This is a genomic window from Amycolatopsis sp. NPDC051373, from assembly GCF_040689465.1.
Taxonomy (GTDB): Bacteria; Actinomycetota; Actinomycetes; order Mycobacteriales; family Pseudonocardiaceae; genus Amycolatopsis.
The window spans coordinates 237,444-258,684 of sequence record NZ_JBFBAE010000006.1 but is presented as its reverse complement, the minus strand read 5'-3'; the positions used below and the strand labels follow the sequence as shown (position 1 = coordinate 258,684).

The 21,241-nt window shown below is 71.7% G+C and carries 24 protein-coding genes; 18 read left to right on the top strand and 6 right to left on the bottom strand.

Annotated features, from left to right (window positions below):
- Window positions 1-70: 70 nt before the first annotated feature.
- Together AB0383_RS13680 and AB0383_RS13675 are read left to right on the top strand one after the other, a co-directional pair.
- Entirely contained in the window at window positions 71-739 is a 669-nt protein-coding gene (locus AB0383_RS13680; RefSeq protein ID WP_364183247.1) for a hypothetical protein, read from the top strand.
- 26 nt (window positions 740-765) lie between these two features.
- Window positions 766-1,272, top strand: coding sequence for a PadR family transcriptional regulator (locus tag AB0383_RS13675; RefSeq protein ID WP_364183244.1), 507 nt, complete (start codon window positions 766-768; stop codon window positions 1,270-1,272).
- A gap of 28 nt (window positions 1,273-1,300) precedes the next feature.
- On the opposite strand, the gene AB0383_RS13670 is transcribed toward AB0383_RS13675, so the two are convergent.
- Window positions 1,301-2,041 (bottom strand): 3-oxoacyl-ACP reductase family protein, encoded by a 741-nt coding sequence (locus AB0383_RS13670; protein ID WP_364183241.1) that lies wholly within the window; start codon window positions 2,039-2,041, stop codon window positions 1,301-1,303.
- A 94-nt stretch (window positions 2,042-2,135) separates the two neighbouring features.
- Between AB0383_RS13670 and AB0383_RS13665 the strand changes: the two genes are divergently transcribed.
- Window positions 2,136-2,789: a TetR/AcrR family transcriptional regulator gene (locus AB0383_RS13665; RefSeq protein ID WP_364183238.1), complete on the top strand. Its 654-nt coding sequence runs from the start codon at window positions 2,136-2,138 to the stop codon at window positions 2,787-2,789.
- Window positions 2,790-2,795: 6 nt separating this feature from the next.
- On the opposite strand, the gene AB0383_RS13660 is transcribed toward AB0383_RS13665, so the two are convergent.
- Window positions 2,796-3,116, bottom strand: coding sequence for a WhiB family transcriptional regulator (locus AB0383_RS13660; RefSeq protein ID WP_364183236.1), 321 nt, complete (start codon window positions 3,114-3,116; stop codon window positions 2,796-2,798).
- A gap of 190 nt (window positions 3,117-3,306) precedes the next feature.
- Here AB0383_RS13660 and AB0383_RS13655 point away from each other — a divergent pair, with 190 nt between their 5' ends.
- From AB0383_RS13655 to AB0383_RS13635, 5 genes are all read left to right on the top strand, one after another.
- Window positions 3,307-4,248 carry a MerR family transcriptional regulator gene (locus AB0383_RS13655; RefSeq protein WP_364183234.1) on the top strand — a complete coding sequence of 314 codons (942 nt, stop codon included), beginning with the start codon at window positions 3,307-3,309 and terminating at the stop codon, window positions 4,246-4,248.
- A 9-nt stretch (window positions 4,249-4,257) separates the two neighbouring features.
- On the top strand, window positions 4,258-5,118 hold the full coding sequence (locus tag AB0383_RS13650; protein ID WP_364183231.1) for a hypothetical protein: 861 nt from the start codon (window positions 4,258-4,260) through the stop codon (window positions 5,116-5,118).
- 131 nt (window positions 5,119-5,249) lie between these two features.
- Complete coding sequence (locus tag AB0383_RS13645; RefSeq protein ID WP_020662719.1) at window positions 5,250-5,846, top strand: response regulator transcription factor; 597 nt, start codon at window positions 5,250-5,252, stop codon at window positions 5,844-5,846.
- Between the two features lie 435 nt (window positions 5,847-6,281).
- Entirely contained in the window at window positions 6,282-6,854 is a 573-nt protein-coding gene (locus tag AB0383_RS13640) for a sigma-70 family RNA polymerase sigma factor (protein ID WP_220247347.1), read from the top strand.
- Between the two features lie 54 nt (window positions 6,855-6,908).
- A complete protein-coding gene (locus AB0383_RS13635; RefSeq protein WP_364183540.1) occupies window positions 6,909-7,841 on the top strand; it encodes an anti-sigma-D factor RsdA in 933 nt (310 codons plus the stop codon).
- Between the two features lie 130 nt (window positions 7,842-7,971).
- On the opposite strand, the gene AB0383_RS13630 is transcribed toward AB0383_RS13635, so the two are convergent.
- Window positions 7,972-8,367, bottom strand: a complete 396-nt coding sequence (locus tag AB0383_RS13630) for a DUF5319 domain-containing protein (RefSeq protein WP_220247349.1) — start codon at window positions 8,365-8,367, stop codon at window positions 7,972-7,974.
- Between the two features lie 129 nt (window positions 8,368-8,496).
- Here AB0383_RS13630 and guaB point away from each other — a divergent pair, with 129 nt between their 5' ends.
- Window positions 8,497-10,008 (top strand): IMP dehydrogenase, encoded by a 1,512-nt coding sequence (gene guaB, locus AB0383_RS13625; RefSeq protein WP_220246151.1) that lies wholly within the window; start codon window positions 8,497-8,499, stop codon window positions 10,006-10,008.
- Between the two features lie 278 nt (window positions 10,009-10,286).
- Window positions 10,287-10,784: a hypothetical protein gene (locus AB0383_RS13620; protein ID WP_364183228.1), complete on the top strand. Its 498-nt coding sequence runs from the start codon at window positions 10,287-10,289 to the stop codon at window positions 10,782-10,784.
- Here AB0383_RS13620 and AB0383_RS13615 read toward each other — a convergent pair.
- Window positions 10,687-11,964 carry an MFS transporter gene (locus tag AB0383_RS13615; RefSeq protein WP_364183225.1) on the bottom strand — a complete coding sequence of 426 codons (1,278 nt, stop codon included), beginning with the start codon at window positions 11,962-11,964 and terminating at the stop codon, window positions 10,687-10,689. The genes AB0383_RS13620 and AB0383_RS13615 overlap by 98 nt on opposite strands.
- Window positions 11,965-12,243: 279 nt before the next feature.
- Here AB0383_RS13615 and AB0383_RS13610 point away from each other — a divergent pair, with 279 nt between their 5' ends.
- Window positions 12,244-13,383: a GuaB3 family IMP dehydrogenase-related protein gene (locus tag AB0383_RS13610; protein WP_364183222.1), complete on the top strand. Its 1,140-nt coding sequence runs from the start codon at window positions 12,244-12,246 to the stop codon at window positions 13,381-13,383.
- A gap of 54 nt (window positions 13,384-13,437) precedes the next feature.
- Here the strand turns inward: AB0383_RS13610 and AB0383_RS13605 are convergent, their stop codons facing one another.
- A complete protein-coding gene (locus tag AB0383_RS13605) occupies window positions 13,438-14,025 on the bottom strand; it encodes a GNAT family N-acetyltransferase (RefSeq protein WP_364183538.1) in 588 nt (195 codons plus the stop codon).
- Between the two features lie 172 nt (window positions 14,026-14,197).
- On the opposite strand from AB0383_RS13605, the gene AB0383_RS13600 reads away from it, so the two are divergent.
- The 7 genes from AB0383_RS13600 (at window position 14,198) to AB0383_RS13570 (ending at window position 19,741) form a co-directional block, all read left to right on the top strand.
- Entirely contained in the window at window positions 14,198-15,904 is a 1,707-nt protein-coding gene (locus AB0383_RS13600; RefSeq protein ID WP_366187225.1) for a GMC family oxidoreductase, read from the top strand.
- A gap of 16 nt (window positions 15,905-15,920) precedes the next feature.
- A complete protein-coding gene (locus tag AB0383_RS13595; protein ID WP_364183216.1) occupies window positions 15,921-16,613 on the top strand; it encodes a maleylpyruvate isomerase family mycothiol-dependent enzyme in 693 nt (230 codons plus the stop codon).
- Window positions 16,614-16,810: 197 nt separating this feature from the next.
- Window positions 16,811-17,056 carry a hypothetical protein gene (locus AB0383_RS13590; protein WP_364183213.1) on the top strand — a complete coding sequence of 82 codons (246 nt, stop codon included), beginning with the start codon at window positions 16,811-16,813 and terminating at the stop codon, window positions 17,054-17,056.
- Window positions 17,053-17,439, top strand: coding sequence for a hypothetical protein (locus AB0383_RS13585; protein ID WP_366187222.1), 387 nt, complete (start codon window positions 17,053-17,055; stop codon window positions 17,437-17,439). Before AB0383_RS13590 ends, AB0383_RS13585 begins: the two co-directional genes overlap by 4 nt.
- Before the next feature lie 16 nt (window positions 17,440-17,455).
- Complete coding sequence (locus tag AB0383_RS13580; RefSeq protein WP_366187220.1) at window positions 17,456-17,614, top strand: hypothetical protein; 159 nt, start codon at window positions 17,456-17,458, stop codon at window positions 17,612-17,614.
- A gap of 33 nt (window positions 17,615-17,647) precedes the next feature.
- Window positions 17,648-18,229 carry a hypothetical protein gene (locus tag AB0383_RS13575; protein WP_366187218.1) on the top strand — a complete coding sequence of 194 codons (582 nt, stop codon included), beginning with the start codon at window positions 17,648-17,650 and terminating at the stop codon, window positions 18,227-18,229.
- Between the two features lie 54 nt (window positions 18,230-18,283).
- Entirely contained in the window at window positions 18,284-19,741 is a 1,458-nt protein-coding gene (locus tag AB0383_RS13570) for an FAD-dependent oxidoreductase (protein ID WP_366187216.1), read from the top strand.
- Window positions 19,742-19,782: 41 nt separating this feature from the next.
- On the opposite strand, the gene AB0383_RS13565 is transcribed toward AB0383_RS13570, so the two are convergent.
- The gene (locus AB0383_RS13565) at window positions 19,783-21,228 is read right to left on the bottom strand and encodes an aldehyde dehydrogenase family protein (RefSeq protein WP_366187214.1); all 1,446 of its coding nucleotides are present in this window, start codon (window positions 21,226-21,228) and stop codon (window positions 19,783-19,785) included.
- Window positions 21,229-21,241: the final 13 nt, after the last annotated feature.

Sequence of the window (21,241 nt, the reverse complement as noted above, 5' to 3'; positions counted from 1 at the left end):
CGCCGAACCGGGGCGGTACTCCCTTCCGAGGGGGTGCCGCCCCGGTTTCGTGTGCGCCAAGGGATCTGCCGTGAACCTCGCCACTTCGCTCGACGTCGACGGCGACCGCGCGACCTACGAGGTCCGCACGAATGTGCAGCTCTACCAAAATCGCTTGGTGCACCTGGGTTTCGCGCCCGCAGGCGACCGGTTCCTGCGCACGCTGTCCGCCACCGGCGACGTCCGGCGCACACACGCCAACTTCGCCCGCCACCTCGAGGAAATGCTGCTGCAGAGCGTCCGCCGCCGCCCGGTGCCGTGGGAGGACGCGCTGGAGATCTTCCTCGATCGCGTCGAAGGCAGCCGCCTGAGCTGGTTCCTCTACGGCTCCGGCGCCTTGGCCGTGCGCGGGATCGACGTCGGCCCCGGCGACCTCGACTTCTCCGTCGTCGACGCCCACCTCGCCGGCAGGCTCTTCGAAGACCTGCTCGTCGAGCCGGTCACCGAGTTCACGGGCTGGGTCGCCGACCGTGGCGGGCGGGCGTTCGCGGGCTGCGTGATCGAGTGGATCGCCGGCGTCCACGAGACGGGTGAGCCCCACGAGCAAAGCCCCACCGGTCGCCTCGACCACGTGCGCCGGCGCGGACACGACGTGCCGGTCGCGCCGCTCGACCTGCAGCTCGCCGTCAGCCGGCGCCGTGGCCTGACCGATCGCGTGCGGAAGATCCTGGCCGCCGGTTTTCCCGACGCCGTCCAGTAGTCTCAATGTAACTACTGGAGGCGCCGATGACTTCGGGAACGCGAGAGCTTTCCGCCACGGCCTACGTGGTGCTCGGCATGGTCGCCCAGCTCGGCGTGACCACGCCGTACGCGGTGAAGCAGGCGTTGCGCCGCTCGATCGGGCGGTACTGGCCCATCCCGCACGCGCAGCTGTACGCGATTTCCGGCCAGCTGCAGGAACAAGGCCTGCTCGAAGGTGCCCAGGAGACGTCCGGCCGCCGCCGCAAGACCTACTGCGTCACCGAAGCTGGCCATCGCGTGCTGCGGGAGTGGCTGAGCCGGCCCGACGCCGAGCCGGCCGAGATCCGCGGCGTGGCCTGGCTCAAGCTCGCGTTCAGCGACCTCGCCGACCCCGAGAGCCTTTCGCTGCTCGCGGCCGAACAGGCCGAGCAGCACCGCAGCCGCATCGCCCGGCACGGCGCCGCCGCGTCCGACCACGCCACGCAGCTGGCCCTCGAGCTGGACCGCGCCGCCCTCCGGTTCTGGACCGGACTGGCGGCGCGGCCACGGTGAGCGCCGGCCGGAACCGGCGCCCCGCGGCTCAGGCGGTGAACCCGCCGTCGACCGTGATCGCCGTGCCCGTCAGGTAGCGGCCGTCCGGGCCCGCCACGTGGGCCACGGTCGCGGCGACGTCCGCCGCTTCCGCGTAGTGACCGAGTGCGATGTGCGGCACCTGGGCCGCCGAAGCGGGACCGTCGACCGGGTTCATGTCGGTGTTGGTCGAGCCCGGGTGGACCACGGTGGCGGTGATGCCCCGCGGCCCGAGGTCGCGCGCCAGGCCGCGGGTGAAGCCGATCAGCGCCGCCTTGCTCGCCGAGTACAGGCTCATGCCGGGGAACGGCACGCGCTCGGCAAGGTCGCTGCCGATCGAGACCACGCGGCCGCCGCGGGGGAGGTGCTTCAGCGCCGCCTGCGTGGCGACCAGCACGGCGCGCACGTTCACCGAGAGCGTGCGGTCGATGTCGTCGAGCGAGAGCCCGTCGAGCGGCCCCGCGATGGAGATGCCCGCGTTGTTGACCAGGATGTCGAGCCCGCCGAGCTCCTCGGCGACACGGTCGACGGCCGAGGTCACCGCGGCGGCGTCCGCGGAGTCGGCCTGCAGCGCGAGGCCGCGCCGGCCCTGTTCCTCGACCTCGGTGACGACCTTGGCCGCCTTGTCCGCCGAGCGTTCGTAGGTGATGGCGACGTCGGCGCCGTCCGCGGCCAGCCGCTTCGCGATCGCCGCGCCGATGCCCCGGCTGCCGCCTGTCACCAGGGCGACCTTGCCGTCCAGCGTTCCCATCAGAAGGTTCCTTTCTGTATCGATGACTACATAAAAGACGCCGTACGATGGCGTCGTCAAGTTTTTCTGTATCGCTCACTAAAGAAGGTGGTCCATGTCACCGCGCGGCCGGCCGCGCGCGTTCGACCGGGAACGCGCGCTCACCGAGGCCATGTTCGTCTTCTGGGAGCGCGGCTACGAGGGCGCCTCGCTGGCCGACCTCACCGGCGCGATGGGCATCAACCCGCCCAGTCTGTACGCGGCCTTCGGTGGCAAGGAGGCGCTGTTCCGCGAAGCGGTGGAGCAGTACAGCGCCACCTACGGCAGCCACACGCCCCGCGCGCTCGCCGAAGAGCCGACGGCCCGCGCCGCCGTTGAAGCGATGCTGCGCGACAACGTCCGCGTGTACGTCGATCCTGCGCACCCCACCGGCTGCATGGTCGTGCTCGCCGCCACGAACTGCTCGCCCGCCAACCGGCCCGTGTGCGAGCTTCTCGGCGAGGCCCGCGCCCACGTCCGGGACCTGATCCGCACCCGGCTGAGGCGCGGCGTCGAGGCCGGCGAGCTGCCGGAGACCACCGACGTCGAAGCGCTCGGCGGCTACTACGCGACCGTCCTGTTCGGCCTGTCCGTGCAGGCCCGCGACGGTGCCGGCCTGCCGGAGCTCACGGCGGTCATCGACACCGCCCTCACGTGCTGGCCGGAAAACCCCGGAAACGACACCGGGGCGATGTCCGAAGTGGACACCGCCCCTGTCGCGAGTTCGTGATCGCGCTCAGCCGCCGGACATGCTCAGCACTCGTTTGTCCTGTTTGATCAGGTTCTCCCGCTCGGACTCGGACAGTCCGCCCCAGATCCCGTAGGGCTCGTGCACGGCCAGTGCGTGCCGCCGGCACATGTCCAGCACCGGGCAGGCCAGGCAGACCGCCTTCGCCCTGGCCTCGCGGCGTGCCCTAGCCGGCCCCCGCTCGCCGTCCGGGTGAAAGAACGCCGCGCTGTCCATCCCCCGACACGACCCCTCCAGCTGCCAGTCCCACATGTCCGCGTTGGGACCGGGAAGCCTGCGCGTGTCTGCCATCCTGACCGCCTCCGTCATCCGGTCGATGCCATTAGCTGCTCTGCTGTGGTGCCGATACTCCATTCGGTGCAACGGCGGTAACGTTAGAAGCGCGCCAATAGTTGTTCAAGGGCTTCGGGATGATTCAGCCGTTAGGCATCCCCCGGAATGGTGAGCAGGGGTTTTGGCTCCGGTTGCCGTGACTCTCGCGGGCCTGGATATTGGCCGGGTGGGATCCGGAGCGCGTGAAGGAGAACCCACCCTGCCGGTGGCCTCGGTCGCTCGCCGGCTCGGGGTCGCCCCGTCGACCCTCCGTACCTGGGACCGTCGCTACGGGCTGGGCCCCAGCCGCCACACCGACGGCCGGCACCGCCGCTACGGCAGCTCCGACATCGACCGCCTCGAGCTCATGCAGCGCGCCCTCCTCCGCGGCGCCTCGACGGCCGAAGCCGCCCGCTACGCGCTGCAGCAGATGCCGCGCGCGGAGATCGTCCAGCCCGCTGACGAACTCGCGACCCCGGCACACGCCGCGCCCGCCGACGGTGAGGTCCCGTCGCGCCTGGCCCGGCGCCTGAGCACGGCCGCGCTGGCCATGGACGTCGGCGCCGTGCAGCGCATGCTGGCCGAGGCGCTCGACGAGCTAGGCGTGCTCGCCGCGTGGTCGGGCGTGGTCGAGCCGGTGCTCACGGCGCTCGGCGCGCGCTGGCGCGGGGTCAGTGCCGGCGCCGAGGTCGAGTACCTGCTGGCCGAGTGCGTGTACGCGGCGCTCGTGCGCGCGACGCCCGTGCTCGACGCGCCGCTCAACCTGCGTCCGGTGCTGCTCGCGTGCGTGCCGGAGGAACGGGACACCATGCCGGTCTACGCGCTCGCGGCCGCGCTGGCCGGGCGGCGGATCGGCGCGCAGCTGTTCGGCGTGCCGCTGCCCGCGGAGGTCCTGGCGGTGGCCGTGCGACGCAGCGCGCCCGCCGCGGTGGTGCTGTGGGCGCACCGGCGCGATGTGGGGGACCCGCGGCTGTTCGCGCGGGTGTCGCGCGGCCGCCAGCGCAGCCGGTTGTTCGCGTGCGGGCCCGGCTGGGACGTCGCCACGCTGCCCGACAAGGTCGAGCTGCTCGCCGATCTGCCCGCCGCCGCGGGCCGCGTCGAGCACGTTCTTGTCGGGGCGGGGCGCTAGAAAGGTCCCGTGCTCCGAACCTCTCTCGTCGAGCTCGCGTTCGGCGATCTCGTGCCGCCGCTGGTGCCGGTCACGGCGCCGCGCTCCGCCGCGCCCCGGCACCGGCTGCTGGCCGCGGTCGTGCTCGGCGCCCAGGGCCGCTACGCCGCCGCGGCCACCGCGCTGGCCGACCTGCGCCGGGGTGCCGACCCGGTGGTGGCCTCGCTGGCCGCGACCACGCTGGCGTCGCACCGCCGTCAGCTCGGCGGGCACGTCGCCGCGCGGGCGCTGGACGGGGAGGCGCTGGTGGCCCTCGACGGTGCCGGCGCGACTCGCGTGGATCCGGACGGCCTCGACGCGGCCGGCGCGCGAGCCGACGCCCTGCTCGGCCTGGCCGCCGACAACCTCGCCCTGGGCCGCCTCGCCGCCGCCCGGCGTCTGGCGGCCCGCGCGGCGGAGGCCGACGACCGGTGGCGCGCGACCGTCCGCGGCGGCTGGGTCGGGGCCGAGATCGAGCTGGCCGCCGGCCGCCCGCGAGAAGCGATCGCGCCCGCGCGGCGAGCTGCGGAAACCGCGCGGGTGCGCGGCTCGTCTCGCCACGTCGTCAAATCCGACATCGTGCTCGGAGTCTCACTCGCGACGGCCGGGGAACCGGAGCAACGCGCTACTGCACTCGACGTCGTCACAAATGCCGCCATGGCCGCCGAGAAATACGAACTCCATTCACTTATTTGGGTGGCGACACGCGTGGCGGCCGATCTGGACCCCGGACACGCCGAGAAGTATCGATTCAGAAGCCTTGAGGTGTTGCACGCAGTGTTACGGCACGCAGATCCTTGCGTGATGCGGATCGCAGAGGATTCACCATGGGTGCCCGAGAGGCCGGGTTGAGCCCTCTGGAAACGCCGTTCCGGCATCCGGGCTAAGAAACTTCAAAAAAAGCCACCGGATCGTGTCAAGGTTCGGGCTAAAGCGTCCGATAGGGGAAGTGGAATGTCACCCGGCTGCAGGAAGGAAACCCCGTGACGACGGTCTTGATCTGCGACGACCGACGCAGTGTCCGCGAAGGGCTCACCCGTGTGATGTCCGCGGTCCCTGGGGTCAGTCGCATCGACTGCGTAGCGCACGGTGACGAGCTGTTGGCCCGGTACACCCGTCAGCCGGTCGACGTCGTGCTGGTCGGGACGCAGCGCGCGGTCCCGACGGGCGTCGAAGCCACTCGGCGGCTCGTCTCCGCGAACCCCCAGGCGAATGTCATCGTCTTCGGTGCCCCCGACGACGCCGGCAGCATCGCTGCCGCCATCGCCGGCGGTGCCCGCGGCTACCTCCGCTGGGACGCCTCGCGCCCCGAGCTGGTCGCCGCACTGGCCCACACGCTCGCCAGCACCTCGGTTCCGGCGCCGCGCCAGCCGTCGGACCCCGGCGTGCAGCTCACCGAGCGCGAGCTGCAGGTGCTGCGCGGCATGAGCCAGGGCAAGAGCAACGGCCAGATCGGCCGTGAGCTCTATCTGTCCGAGGACACGGTGAAGACGCACGCGCGGCGGCTGTTCCGCAAGCTCGGCGTCCGCGACCGCGCCCAGGCCGTGGCCCACGGTTTCCGCCGTGGCCTCGTGTCCTGAGCGCTGCGTCCTGAAATCAGTAACTGCTAAACCACGCTCCGCGTGACAGGTTGTCCGTTCTGACGCCACGGTGACGACGGGCCAGGGTTGCCGCCCTGGCCCGTACCTGTGTCCTCGGGTCTTGACCCGTGTCATCGGTGACAAATGTGTCACCTGTCACGTTCGTCGCCTTCGTCCCCACCGCTCGGGCAGGCTCCCCAGCCGGCGCCACCCTCCCGGGCAGCAAGCCGTACCCCGCAGGTCAGCCGCTCGTTGGTCTTCTGGTCGACATGTGCGGTGCGGCCGGGTCCACGGACGCGGCACACCGGTGACCACCTCTGGCGGTTGTCGGAAAGGTCGCCGACGGTACGGTAACTGTCACCGGCGGGCGGGGCACGATGACCACGCGCCGGATTCTTTGCACGCCTACACGTAACACTGGGACTGTTGTCTGCGATGGCCAATGTGGGGGACGGATTGGATGAGCCGGTCGCCGCTGCCGTGGAGGGAGACCCCCAGGCAGTCGATCGGCTGCTGGCGGCCATCCGCCCCCTGGTAGTGCGGTATTGCCGCGCTCGAGTTGGCAGGCAGGAGCGTTCGTTCGCTTCGGCAGACGATGTTGCGCAGGAGGTGTGTCTCGCGGTGCTCACGGCATTGCCTTCGTACCGTGAACAAGGCCGCCCGTTCCTGGCTTTCGTCTACGGCATCGCCCAGCACAAGGTCGCCGACGCGCACCGCGCGGCGGCCCGCAACCGGGCTGAACCGGTGGCCGAGGTCCCCGACGAGGTCGAGGTCGGCGTCGGTCCGGAACAGCGCGCGTTGCAGGGCGAGCTGAACGAACGGATGGCGCAGCTGCTGCAAGTGCTCCCCGACAAACAGCGCGAGATCGTCGTGCTGCGCGTCGTGGTGGGCTTGTCGGCGGAAGAGACCGCGGAGGCCGTCGGGTCGACCCCGGGTGCCGTTCGAGTGGCCCAGCACCGAGCGCTTGCTCGCCTGCGTAAGGTGCTCGCCGCCGAGGAGGTGATCTGAGTGACCGATCACGACGACGATCGTGACCTGTCGCCGTCCGCGTTCACGAGCGGCATGACGGCCTACGACCCGGAGGCCGACGGTGATCTCACGGCCATCCAGGCCGACGACGCACTGCTCGACGCACTCGGCGGCACGGACCCGGCCATCGCCGACGGGCTCGGCGACCAGGATCTCAACGCGCTGCTGCTCGCCTGGCGCCGCGACATCGACAGCGAGCCGCTGGCCGAGCTGGTCGACGTCGACACCGCCGTCACCACGGTGAAGACGGCCTCGCTGGCGCGCAAACGCGCCGACCGCAGCCGACGGCGCCGCATCCTGGTGCCGGTCGCCGCCGCGTGCGCCGCGGTGGCCATCGCGTTCGCCGGCACCGGCCTCGCCGCACGTGACGCCCAGCCCGGCGACACGCTGTGGGGCCTGACGAAGGTCCTTTACACCGACCACGCCCACTCGGTCGAAGCCGCCGCGGCGGCGAAGCTCGACCTCGAGAAGGCGAACCTCGCCCTGGCCGACAACCGCCTCGCCGACGCCCGCAAGGCCCTCGACGACGCGCAGGCCGCCCTGAACCAGGTCACCGACGACGAGAACCGCGACCAGCTGCTCGAGCAGCACCGCCAGCTCGCCGCCCAGCTCGGTGCCCCCGCCGTGCCCACCACGGGCCAGAACCCGCCGAACGACCCGTCCACGCCGCCGCCGGTCAACAACCCGGCCAACACGGCGTCGCAGCAGTCGAGCGGCCAGCCGACGTCCCTGCCCGGCACCGGCTCCACCAGCCAACCGGACACGACCAGCGTCACGGCGCCGCCGCCCCCGCCTCCGCCGCCCCCGGACACCACCACCGACACGCCCACGCCGCCCACGACACCCACCGACGCCACGGGCAACGCGACGGGCAACGACCCCGGCAGCGGCGGCGTCAGCCCCCGCAACGAATCCTCGGAAAGCGGGAGTGCCGGCGGTCAGAACAGCTCGTCGGAGAACCCGTAAGACCTCACCTCGAAAACGCCCTGGCTCCGGCCGGGGCGTTTCTCGTCTCCGGCCCGGCTCGGCCCTGCCGCAGACGAGAGCGGCCCTGGTGAGCAGTCTCACCAGGGCCCGTTCAACGCAACCACAAACCTCAGTACGCGCTCTCGTTCGCCGTCACACCGTCGGCGAAGCCGCGGCAGTAGTCCCAGCTCACGTAGTCGCCGGGGTTCGGGTCGAAGGCCGGCTCGTGGGGTCGCATGCGGCCGTCCGCGAGGAGCTGTTCGAGGCTGGCACGCAGGAGGTGCCAGTCGTGATAGTGGGGTTCGTCGCATTCGCCGCAGTCCACGACGATGCCGCGGACGCCACGAGGCTCCAGGAGGGCTTGGTACACCGCCAGGTCGGAGAGGTCGGCCAGCAGCTCGGTGCGTTCGTCCGGGCTGATGGGCTCGTCCAGCTGGTCTTCGGGATCGAGGAACGCCCGAGCCGGATCGTCCGGGTCGTCCGCGAAGGGGTCGGGGGGCAACACGTCGTGCGGCACGGCCTGCACGGTACCCGCCGTGTGGCGCCCGTCCCCACCCACCCGGGTCAGGGGTGAACCCCGGATATCATGAGGGGAAGGCTCAGCCAGCCCCTCGGCCAGATCGCTCACCCCCGCCAGGAAGGCCCTTCGCCCGCTATGACCAGCGAAAGCATCACCGCCCCCGTGCCCAGCAAGTTCGCGATGCTGGGCCTGACCTTCGACGACGTGCTGCTGCTGCCGGCCGAATCCGACGTGGTGCCCAGCGGGGTCGACACCAGTACCCGCCTCACACGCAACATCACCCTCAATGTCCCGCTGGTCTCCGCCGCCATGGACACCGTCACCGAAGCCCGCATGGCGATCGCCATGGCGCGCCAGGGCGGCATCGGCGTGCTGCAGCGCAACCTGCCAATCGACGAGCAGGCCGCCGCCGTCGAGGTGGTGAAGCGGTCCGAGGCCGGCATGGTCACCGACCCGGTCACCTGCTCGCCCGACGACACGCTCGCCGAGGTCGACGCCCTGTGCGCCCGCTTCCGCATCTCCGGCGTCCCGGTCACCGACGCGTCCGGCTCGCTCGTGGGCATCATCACCAACCGCGACATGCGGTTCGAGGTGGACTACACGCGCCTGGTCAGCGAAGTCATGACGAAGGCGCCGCTGATCACCGCGCAGGTCGGCGTCACGGCCGACGCCGCGCTCGGCCTGCTGCGCCGGCACAAGATCGAGAAGCTGCCGATCGTCGACGGCGCGGGCAAGCTCCGCGGCCTGATCACGGTCAAGGACTTCGTGAAGACCGAGCAGTACCCCAACGCCACGAAGGACACCGACGGCCGCCTGATCGTCGGCGCGGCCGTAGGCGTCGGCGCCGACGGGCACAAGCGCGCGATGACGCTGGCCGAGGCCGGCGTCGACGTGCTGATGGTCGACACCGCCCACGGCCACTCCCGCGCCGTGGTCGAGACCGTCAAGCTGCTGAAGAAGGAGCTGGGCGACACCGTCGACATCGTCGGCGGCAACGTCGCCACCCGCGCGGGCGCGCAGGCGCTCGTGGACGCGGGCGTGGACGGCGTGAAGGTCGGCGTGGGCCCGGGCTCGATCTGCACGACGCGGATCGTCGCCGGTGTCGGTGTGCCGCAGATCTCCGCGATCTACGAGGCCGACCAGGCCTGCCGCCCGGCCGGCATCCCGGTGATCGGCGACGGCGGCATCCAGTACTCCGGCGACATCGCCAAGGCCATCGCGTCCGGCGCGTCCAGCGTGATGCTCGGCAGCCTGCTCGCCGGCACCGCCGAGTCGCCCGGCGACCTGATCCTCGTCGGCGGCAAGCAGTTCAAGGTCTACCGCGGCATGGGTTCCCTGGGTGCGATGCAGTCGCGCGGCCAGGGCAAGTCGTACTCGAAGGACCGCTACGCGCAGGACGACGTGCTCAACGAGGACAAGCTCGTCCCCGAGGGCATCGAAGGCCGCATCCCGTTCCGCGGGCCGCTCGCCAACGTCGTGCACCAGCTCGTCGGCGGCCTGCGCGCCGGCATGGGCTACGCGGGCGCCGAGACGATCGCGCAGCTGCAGGAGGCTCAGCTCGTGCGCATCACCGCGGCCGGGCTGAAGGAGAGCCACCCGCACGACATCACGATGACCGTCGAGGCCCCGAACTACTCCGCGCGGTAACTCCGCCCGAACGGATCTTCCCGACATCCCGCCCGTCCCGGCACTCTTCGAGACGTTGATCTTTCTCGAAGGGGACGGGCGGGATGTCGGGCAAGCCGGACGCCGACACCGACCTCGAGCAGATCCGCACCGACTACAAGAAGCTGCTTTCGACAGGAGCCGGTGCTGCGCACGGATTCCGTGGAGCGCGTCTCCTTCTGACGCGGTTTTCGGGGCCCTGAGCGCCGAGCGGCATTTGTCCCCTCACGGCGACGGCCGCGGTGCGGCTGAGTGGTGCGGTGAAAGCGGATCGTCTCGCCGAGTTGTTCGTGGTCGTCGTCGGCTTCGCCGTGCCGGCGACCGTCGCGGCGGGTCTTGTGGTGGAGTACGGAGGACCGGCGCACGTCGAGGCCGCGCAGGTCGTGAGCTGCCGCGAAGTGCCCGGCGCCGGCGACCGCACGATCCGGTACGTGGTCCGGTTTACCACCCAGATCGGCGAAGACGTCGAGGTCTCCGGCGACGACCCGGGCCTCGACGCCGGCGTCGGCGCCTCCGTGGAGCTCACCCGGGCCGACCACTCCGGCGCGGTGCGCGCGGTGCGCAGCGGCGGCGAGACGACGATCGTGCGCACCTCGTTGTTCGTCGGCCCCGTCTGGGGCGGCGTGATCGGGGTGATCGTGCTGGCCTACGCGGTGTTCCTCATGGTGCGGGGCGGGAAGCGGGCGCTGCGGGTGTCGCTGGTGGTGGGCCTGCTTTCCGCGGTCGTGGGGGCCGTGGCGGGCGCGACGTTGTTCTGACCCGCCACAGCAGCACGGGCGTGGCCAGCATCAGCAGCCCCGCCAGGCCGATCGCCTCGCGCGTGCCGAGCCACGCGCCGAGCGCGCCCCACACCAGCATCAGCGCGGCCCGCGTCGCCCCGCCGGTGATGCCCCAGGCGGACAGCACGCGGGCGGCGCGCGAGGTCTCCGTCTCCTGCAGCCGATAGGTGGCCGAAACGGGGTTGAAGATGCCGATCGTGAGGATCAGCCCGAACTCGACGAGCATCACGAACCCCAGCCCCGCCGGCCCGTGCGGCGTGAAGGCGAGTGCGACCGGCCAGATCACGCGTAGCGTCCCCGTCACCAGCAGCACGCGCTCAGGGCCGAAGCGCGCGGTGATCCGGCGCGACAGCCGCGAGCCGAGCAGCCCGCCGAGGCACGGCACGCCGAACGCCAGCCCGTACTGCCACGCCGCGAACCCGAGCTCCCGCAGCAGCAGGATCGCGAGCAGCGGTGACGTCGCCATGATCAGGCCGTTCACCAGCGTCGTGTTGAGGAACAACGCGCGCAGCCGCGGGTGGCCGAGGATGTAGTGCCAGCCGTCGAGGACGTCCCTGGTCCGGACCGTCGCGGGGCGCGCGGTGGGCGGCGGCTCGGGCGTGCGGATGGCGCCGATCGCGAGCGCGGAGAGCAGGTAGCTGACGCTGTCGAGCACCACCGTCGTGAGTGGTCCGAACACGCCGATCAGCGCCCCGCCCGAAGGCGGGCCGACGGCTGTGGCGGTCCACTGCGTGGTCTCGAACCGGCCGTTGGCAACGAGCAGGTCCTCGCCCGTCGCCATGCCCTTGAGGTAGGCGCCGCTGGCCGCCGTGAACACGATGTTCGCGGCCGCCACGACCACCGACACGGCCACGAGCTGCCCGAACGTGAGCCCGCCCAGCGCGTAGCCGAGTGGCAAGGTCAGCAGTGCGACGAAGCGCACAGCATCCATCGCCACCAGCACCGGCCGCTTGCGCCGGAACTCCACCCACGGCCCGAGCGGCACGGCGATCAGCGCGCCGACGGCCAGGCCCGCGGCGGCCAGCACCGAGACCTCCGTGGTGCTGCTGTGGAGCACCGTCACGGCGATGAACGGGAACGCGTCGAGCGCGAGCCACGTGCCCGCGGTGCTCGTGGCGTACGCCAGCCACAGCCGTCGGAAGTCCTGCCCCAGCGCCACTCTGGTCCCCCTGTCGTCGTCCGACGCATCCAACAGCGCGCGAAACGGCGGTGGCAAACAACCTCGTGACGCGGTGCACAACCTGCGGTTGTCAGCCCCTTGCCAATCCGGCCAAAAGTAGGCGGACGCCCAACCGGACGTGCTTGTGCAAGCCGGCGGTCTCCGCTGTGGCTGTGGTCGGATTGGCAAAAACAGCGCAGTACGGGCCCCGTGCGTTGGTCACCCACGCGGACTAGCGACAATGGACGGCGTTGTCGTCGGTGCGAGAAGGGACATCACGTGCGGGATCTGGTCGAGATCGGGATGGGTCGCACCGCGCGGCGGGCGTATGACCTCGATGACGTGGAGATCGTGCCCTCGCGGCGCACGCGGTCGTCGTCGGTGGTGTCGACCTCGTGGCAGATCGACGCCTACCGCTTCGACCTGCCGCTGGTCACGCATCCGACCGACGCCATCGTGTCGCCGGGCACGGCCGTCGCGATCGGCGAGTTGGGCGGTCTGGGCGTGCTCAACGCCGAGGGCCTGTGGGCGCGCCACGCCAACGTCGAGGACGCCATCTTCCGGCTGGTCCGCGCCGCGGAGGACACCGAGGACCCCGCGGCCGTCGTCCGCGAGCTGCAGGAGCTGCACGCCGCGCCGGTCCGGCTCGACCTGCTGAGCGAGGCCATCAAGACCGTCCGTGAGTCGGGCGTCACGGTGGCCGCGCGCGTGAGCCCGCAGCACGCCGCCGAGCTCACCCCCGACCTGCTGGCCGCCGGTGTCGAGATCCTCGTGGTGCAGGGCACGATCATCTCCGCCGAACACGTGCAGCGCGACGCGGAACCGCTCAACCTCAAGGAGTTCATCGGCCGCCTCGACGTGCCGGTGATCGCCGGCGGCGTGAGCGACTACCGCACGGCCATGCACCTCATGCGCACCGGCGCGGCGGGCGTGATCGTCGGCCACGGCTACACCTCGGGCGTCACCAGCACCGACCGCGTGCTCGGCATCGGCGTCCCCATGGCCACCGCCATCGTCGACGCCGCCGCCGCCCGCCGCGACTACCTCGACGAGACCGGCGGCCGCTACGTCCACGTCCTCGCGGACGGCGGCATGACCACCTCGGGCGACATCGCCAAGGCCATCGCCTGCGGCGCCGACGCCGTGATGCTCGGCGCGCCGCTGGCGACCGCCTCCGACGCTCCCGGCCAGGGCCTCTACTGGACCGCCGCCGCGGCGCACCCGTCGCTGCCCCGCTCGCGCGTCGTCGCCGGCCCGGACTCCGACTACGCGGTGGACCTGAAGACGCTGCTCTTCGGCCCGTCCTCGGACGCCGAGGGCGTGGTGAACCTCTTCGGGGCCCTCCGTCGCGCGATGGCGAAGACGGGGTACTCGGACCTGAAGGAGTTCCAGCGGGTCGGACTGACCGTCCGCCGCTGATCGTCGCTTGCCGAGGCCCCCGCGTCCTGGACGTGGGGGCCTCTTTCACGACTTTCAGGACGCCGTGCGAGACGCCCAGTGCCGGCCTCGGCGCGGGGTGCGCCAGTGCCGTCCACGCTCGGGGCGCAGGGGACCGCGCCCGGCCGGCTGGTGCGCGGCGAACCGGGCCGCCGTGAGTCCCATCAGGACGGGATACCGCACTTCCCCGTGGCGCAGCTCGGTGTCGCGCGGCCGGCCTTCCTCGCGGAAGCCGAGTTCTCCGTGCAGCGCAAGGGAAGCGAAGTTGGCGCCGTTCACGCTCACCACGCACTCGCGGTAGCCGTGCTGCTCGAACATGACCGTGAGCAGCACGGTGACGGCGTCGGCGGCATATCCGCAACGGCGGTGCTGCGGGCCGATCCCGATGCCGTAGCTGAAGCGGCGCGTCGCCGGATCGGCCTGGATCCACATGGACCCGACCACTGCCCGGCTGTGCCGCGCCTCGATGGCGAAGTGGAAGTCGTCGCCTGAATCTGCGGCGCGGCCCCGGTGCGCGGCCCAATGCCGGTAGCCGCCGAGGCGCAGGTCGTGGCCGCGTGCCGCGTCGCGGTCGAACCCGGCGAGCACGCGGTGGTCGGCGGGACGGATCTCCCGCAGGCGCACCTTCACGCCGGCCTGGCTCGCCGCGCCGGCCCGCCTCCGGGCTCGGACCGAATTCACCGTCATCGGCGGGCATCGTATCGGTTGGCCGAGCTCGGCTTCCGCGGTTCGGCGATGTAACCGGCGAGTAACTTACCTCTGGTCAGAAGGACATCGCCGGGTTACGCTCGGACCTGTGACTGCCAGTAACACCACCACAGCGCAGGGCGGGCCCGACTACGACGTCGTCGTGGTGGGGTCCGGGTTCGGGGGCAGCGTGGCGGCGCTGCGGCTCACCGAGAAGGGCTACCGCGTCGCCGTGGTGGAGGCGGGGCGGCGGTTCGCGGACGACGAGTTCGCGAAGACGTCGTGGGACCTCAAGCGGTACCTGTGGGCGCCGCAGCTCGGCTGTTACGGCATCCAGCGCATCCACATGCTCAACGACGTGATGGTGCTGGCCGGCGCGGGCGTCGGCGGTGGGTCGCTGGTGTACGCGAACACGTTGTACCGCCCGTTGAAGCCGTTCTACGCCGACCGCCAGTGGGCGCACATCACCGACTGGGAGGCCGAGCTCGCGCCGCACTACGACCAGGCGAGCCGGATGCTCGGGGTGGTCACGAACCCGACGATGACGCCGTCCGACGTGGTGATGCGCGACGTCGCCGAGGACATGGGCGTGGGCGAGTCCTTCCACCCGACGCCGGTGGGGGTGTACTTCGGCAAGCCCGGCGAGACCGTGCGCGACCCGTTCTTCGGCGGCGCCGGGCCTGACCGCGTCGGCTGCACCGAGTGCGGCGCCTGCATGACGGGGTGCCGCGTCGGGGCGAAGAACACGCTGGTCAAGAACTACCTGTACCTCGCCGAGCGGGACGGGGCGAAGGTCATCCCGCTCACCACCGTCGCGTCGGTCGAGCCGGCGGGCGACGGTTACCGAGTGACGCTGCAGAAGACCGGCACGCGCTCGAAGCGCTTCCGCACCACCGTGACCGCGGGCCAGGTCGTGTTCGCCGCGGGGACCTGGGGGACGCAGAACCTGTTGCACCGCATGAAGGACACGGGCGCGCTGCCGAGGCTGTCGCGGCGCCTAGGCGAGCTGACGCGCACGAACTCCGAGGCGATCATCGGCGCCGCGCGCACCGCGGTGGACTCCGCGCGCGACTTCAGCCGCGGCGTCGCGATCACGTCGTCGATCCACCCCGACGAGAACACCCACATCGAGCCCGTGCGCTACGGCAAGGGCAGCAACGCGATGAGCCTGCTGCAGACCGTCTCCACGGACGGCGCTTCGCCGGTGCCGCGCTGGCGGCAGGCGCTGACGTTCCTGGTCAAGCACCCGCTGCAGTCCGCGAAGCTGCTCAACGGCTACCGCTGGAGCGAGCGCACGGTGATCCTGCTGGTGATGCAGAGCCTCGACAACTCCATCACCACGTACACGCGGCCCGGGCTCTTCGGGCGGCGCAAGTACACGTCGAAGCAGGGCCACGGCGAGCCCAACCCGAGCTTCATCCCGGCCGGGCACGAGGCCAACGTCCGCACGGCCGAGCGCATCGGCGGGATGCCGGGCGGCACCTGGGGTGAGATCTTCGACATCCCGCTCACGGCCCACTTCATCGGCGGCGTGCCGATCGGGGACAGCGTGGAATCCGGTGTGATCGACCCGTACCACCGGGTCTACGGCTACCCGGGACTGTCCGTTGTGGACGGTTCGGCGATCACGGCGAACCTGGGCGTGAACCCGTCGCTGACGATCACGGCGCAGGCGGAGCGGGCGTTCTCGTTCTGGCCCAACAAGGGTGAGGCGGACCAGCGCCAGGGGCAGGACGCGGCCTACGCGCGGCTCGACGCGGTGGCACCGAAGAATCCCGCTGTTCCCTCCGACGCCCCTGCCGCACTCCGTCGATAGCTCCTACGATCGCCGGGTGACGACAACGGCGTTGACCCGCGTGCAGGAACTGCAGGACGAGTGGGCCCTGGTCATCGGCTCCCTCGACGAGACCGCGGTGCGCGCGCCGAGCGCGTTGCCCGGTTGGACACGCGCGCACCTGCTCACGCACCTCGCTCGCAACGCCGACGCCGTCGGCAACCTCCTGACCTGGGCGTCCACCGGGGTCGAGCACCCCATGTACGGCCCCGGCACGGCCCGCGACGACGACATCGCCGCCGGCGCTGCCCGCGGCTCGGCCGAGATCCTCGCCGACGTCGTCGCGTCGGGGGAGCGGCTCGTGGACCTGGCTTCGACGCTGCCGGACCACGCGTGGACCGCGCCCGTCCGCGGCCGCGGCGGCCAGCCCATCACCGGCGCCGACGCCCTGACGCTGCGCCTCGCCGAGACCACCATCCACCTCGTCGACCTCGACGCCGGCCACGACTTCACCAGCGCGTGCGCCCTGCTGGGCGGCTACGTCGACGACGTCGTGGCCAACATGATCCGCATGTACCTCGGCGACTTGCCCCCGATCCGTCTCACCGACGGCACCCACACGTGGACCATGGCCGACGGCTCGGCCGGCCTCGTCACGGGCACCCCCGGCGACCTTCTGGCGTGGCTCTCGGGCCGCGGCCCCGGTGACGCGTTGGCGGGCCCCGTGCCGGAGTTCAAGTCCCTGGTGTGAGGCGGTTGGCCTACCACTGGGTGGGCGAGTTCTGCAGCGGCCCTTCGGCGGCGTTTGCCGGCCCTCAAGAACACCGGCTACAACGACATCCCCTACGGGGCCATGGCCGACGCGACCCCCGCCGAGCGCCAGAAAGCCCAGCAGAGCGCCGTGCAGAACCTCAACACGCTGGTCGACGTCGTTCCAACGCGGCCGCCGTGACCAGCGCGGCGCCGAGCCCCACGCGCGACCGCCTGACCGGCGTGTACACCCAGTTGCGGACCGACCTCCTCGGCATCCAGCAGCGCGTCACCGCCCTGTCGCCCGCGGCCGCCGCCACCTTCGGCCCCCGGCTCGCGGCCGCCGCCGGCCAGGTCCACGCCGCTTTCGAAGCGGCGCGCCAGGTCCTCGCCGCTGAGCCGGGCACGGCGCGGTTCCTGCGCGACCACCCGGTCTGCTCGTGAGAACGGCCTGGTGGTTGCCGATCGTGGTCGTGCTGGCGGTGGCCTCGGGTTGCGCAGCGAGTCCGCCGCCCGCCCCGCCCGAGCCCTCGGCGCCGACCCTTTCGCCGGCCGAAGACCTGGCCTGGCATTGGGTGGGTGCCCTCTGCAGCGCGCCCAAGGCCGACCGGGCGGAGCTGACGAACCTCGGCACGCGGGCGGCCTACACGCAGGGCGAGCTGACCAGCACGTTCGCCCAGCGCGAGCAGGACAAGCAGAGCGCCGCGCAGTCACCGACGACCTGGTCCAGACCGTGCACGGCAACGCGGCCAAAGTCGCCGCCGCGCCGCCCAGCGCGGCGCGTGATCGGCTGGTCGCGACCTACCGGAAGCTGGAGGACGCGCTGACCAAGGCCGCCACCACGTGGACCAGCTGCCGGACACCGAGATCACCCAGTTAGGCACCGCGCTACTGGCGATCTCGAAGGAGGTTGAAGCCGCGCTGCAAACCGCGCGGAAGACCATCGGCGCCGACTCGGCCACCCAACGCTTCATGGCGACGGCCGGTACCTGCCTCCTCTGATCACCGGCAGCGGTGACGTGCTTCACTGATCAAGTGCGGAAAGTGCAGTGGATGCACCTTGGTCCGGTCGTGACCGTGCTGGTCACGGTGCTGGCCGGTTCGGCCTGCTCGACTCCCGCACCACCCCCGCCGGCCGCACCGCCGAAGCCGTCGCCCGTTTCCAGCGCGCCGCCCGCCGATCCCCGTGCCCGGCAGTGGGTCGACGACTTCTGCACGCACCCGAGAAACACCGAGCAGTACCTGTCGTTCCTGCCGGCCGCGACGGACATGTACCCGTCGTCCACGACGTCCGGGATGGAGTCGACGAGGGCCATCGCCGCGCAGAGCGTGCGGAGTATCGCCACCTACCTGCGTGAGAACGCGGCCCAGGTCGCCGCAGCGCCGGCCGGTGCCGTGCGCGACCGGCTGACCGCGATCTACACCCAGCTCGACACCGCCCTCGACCAGGCGCAGCAGACGACGCAGAACCTGCCCACCACCGACTACGACCAGTTCAAGCGCGCGCTGCACGCCGCGGCCGACGAGGTGCACTCCGACGTCGAGCGGGCCCGCAAGGCGATCGAGGCCGACCCCGATCTCGGTGGGTTCCTGGCGGATTACCCGATCTGCTCCTGACACCCGCTCGGGCGACGGAATGAACCACCCTGGTGTCCGGAACGTCTGATCAATATGACTGTCGGGAGAAGGACGTTGCTGCGGGCCGCCGGGCTCACCACGCTCGGCGCGGTGGCGGCAGCGTGCGCGCCGAACTCCGCGCCGCCGCAGCAGCCGCCGGCGAGGACAACGCCGACGACAACAGCACCGCCGCCGTCGACGAAGCCGTCCGGGCCGCCGGACTGGAACGCGTTGAGGAGCAAGCTCAGCGGTGACCTCGTGCTGCCTGCCGACAGCGGCTTCGGCAACGCCAAGCGCGGCTTCAACCCACTGTTCGACGGCCACACCCCGGCCGCCGTGGCGAAGGTGCAAAAGCCCGAGGACGTGCAGGCCTGCTTCGGCGCGGCGGCGGGAAGGTTGCCGATCGCCGCGCGCAGCGGGGGCCACAGCTACGCCGGCTACTCCGTGCCCGACGGCGGCCTGATCGTCGACGTCGGCAGCATGTCGAGCGTCCAGGTCCAGGGCGACCAGGTCGTGATCGGCGCCGGCGCGCGGCTGGGTGACGTCTACGCGGCGCTCGCCAAAGCCGGCCGCTGCCTGCCCGCCGGCTCGTGCCCGACGGTCGGCATCGCCGGGCTCACCCTCGGCGGCGGTATCGGCGTCGTGGCGCGCAAGTACGGCCTCACCTGCGACCATCTCGTCTCCGCCCAGGTCGTGACGCCGGACGGCAAGCTGCGCACGGCGAGCGCCGACTCCGAGCCCGACCTGTTCTGGGCCCTGCGCGGCGGCGGGGGCGGCAACTTCGGCATCGTCACGTCGTTCACCTTCCGCACCGACCCCGCGCCCGGCATCACGGTGTTCTCGCTGCACTTCCCGGGCGGCTCGGCGGGCGACGTGCTCGACGCGTGGCAGCAGTGGCTGCCGACGACCCCGCCCGAGCTCTGGTCGAACCTCGTCGTATCGGGCGGTTCGCCGGTCGCGTGCCGCGTCGGCGGCGCGTTCGTGGGCGGCACCAGCGAGCTCACCGCGTTGCTGGGCAAGCTCAACGCGTCGCCGTCCAGCCGCACGATGAAGAGCCTCAGCTACGGCGGCGCCATGAACTACTTCTCCGGCAGCTCCGCGCGCCAGACGTTCGTGGCCTCGTCGCGGATCATCACCGACCCGGTGGCGGGCGGGAAGGTCAGCGACCTCGCCGCCGGCCACAAGGGCATGGACCTGCTCATCGACGGTCTCGGCGGCGCGGTCGCCGACGTCGCCCCGGCCGACACCGCGTTCCCACACCGCAAGGCGCTGGCCAGCATCCAGGTCTACGCGCCCGCCACCACCGGCAACCACACCACCGTCGCCAAGTCCGTGTCCACTGTGGTCAGCGGCCTCGCCGACGCGGGCGCCGGCGGCGGCTACGTCAACTACCTCGATCCCGCCATGCCCGACTGGAAAACCGCCTACTACGGCGACAACGCGGACCGGCTCGAGCAGGTCGCCAAGACCTACGACCCGGACGGCGTGCTCAAGTTCGCCCAGTCCGCGTAACGAGCTCGTGGGTGCCGGCGCGAGACCGGCACCCACGAGTCCTACAGATCCACCCCGGTGAACACCGTCACCCGCTCCTCGGTGAGGTCGTTCATCGCCGACAGCACGCCCTCGCGCCCGACGCCCGAGCCCTTCACGCCGCCGTACGGCATCTGATCGGCGCGGTACGACGGCACGTCACCGATGATCACGCCGCCCACTTCCAACTCGGCCGACGCGTGGAACGCCAGCTGCACGTCGGAGGTGAACACGCCGGTCTGCAGCCCGTACGCGGAGTCGTTGACCGCCGCGAAGGCCTCGTCCACACCGTCCACAACGGACACCACCAGCACCGGCCCGAAGACCTCCTCCGACCACACGCGCGCTTCCGGCGGCACGTCCGTGAGCAGCGTCGGCGCGACCTGGGTGCCCTCGCGCGTGCCGCCCGTGAGCACCTTCGCACCCGCGGCCACGGCTTCCTCGACCCACGCGATGATCCGCTCGGCCGCGGCCTCGTCGACGACCGGGCCGACGTCTGTGTTGCGGTCGTAGGGATCGCCCGTCTGCTGCGCCTCCACGGCCTCCACCAGCGCGGGCACGAACTCCTCGGCCACCGCCGCGTCGACGATCACGCGCTGCACCGAGATGCACGACTGCCCGGCCTGGTAGTTGCCGAACGTCGCGATGCGCTGTGCCGCGCCCTCGGGGTCGGGCCAGTCGCGCAGGACCACGGCCGCCGCGTTGCCGCCGAGCTCCAGTACCACGTGCTTGCGCGGCGCCGCGTCGGCGATCGACCAGCCGACGGGGCCCGAGCCGGTGAACGACACCACGGGCAGCCGCGGGTCGGCCACCAGCGCCTGGGTCTCCGCGTTTCCCAGCGGCAGCACGGAAAACGCGCCGGCCGGCAGGTCCGTCTCGGCCAGGATCTCGCCGAGGATCAGCGCCGACAACGGCGTGCGTGGCGCCGGCTTCACGATGATCGGCGCGCCGACCGCCAGCGCCGGCGCGACCTTGTGCGCCACCAGGTTCAGCGGGAAGTTGAACGGGGAGATCCCCAGCACAGGCCCGCGCGGCACCCGCCGCGTGAGCGCCAGCCGCGCGTCGCCCGACGGGTCGGCGTCGAGCCGCTGCACGTCACCGCTGAATCGCCGCGCCTCCTCGGAAGCGATGCGGAACACCGAAACCGCGCGGCTGACCTCGGCTTCCGCCCACTTGAGCGGCTTGCCGTTCTCCGCGGTGATCACCTCGGCGATCTCCTCGGCCCGCATCCGCAACCCGCGCGACACGTGCTCCAGCGCCGCCGCGCGCTCGTGCGCGGGGGAGCGGCGGAACTCCCGCGCGACGCCCGCGGCGGCCGCCACGGCGCGCTCCACCTGCTCCGCGCCAGGCACCGCCACGGTCGCCACTTCGCTGCCGTCGACCGGGTGCCGCACGACGAGGGTCCCGGCCCCCTGCTCCGCCCGTCCGGCGACCCACGCGGGCCGCGGCTCCGGGGTGATCATGTCCATGCGTACCAAGGTA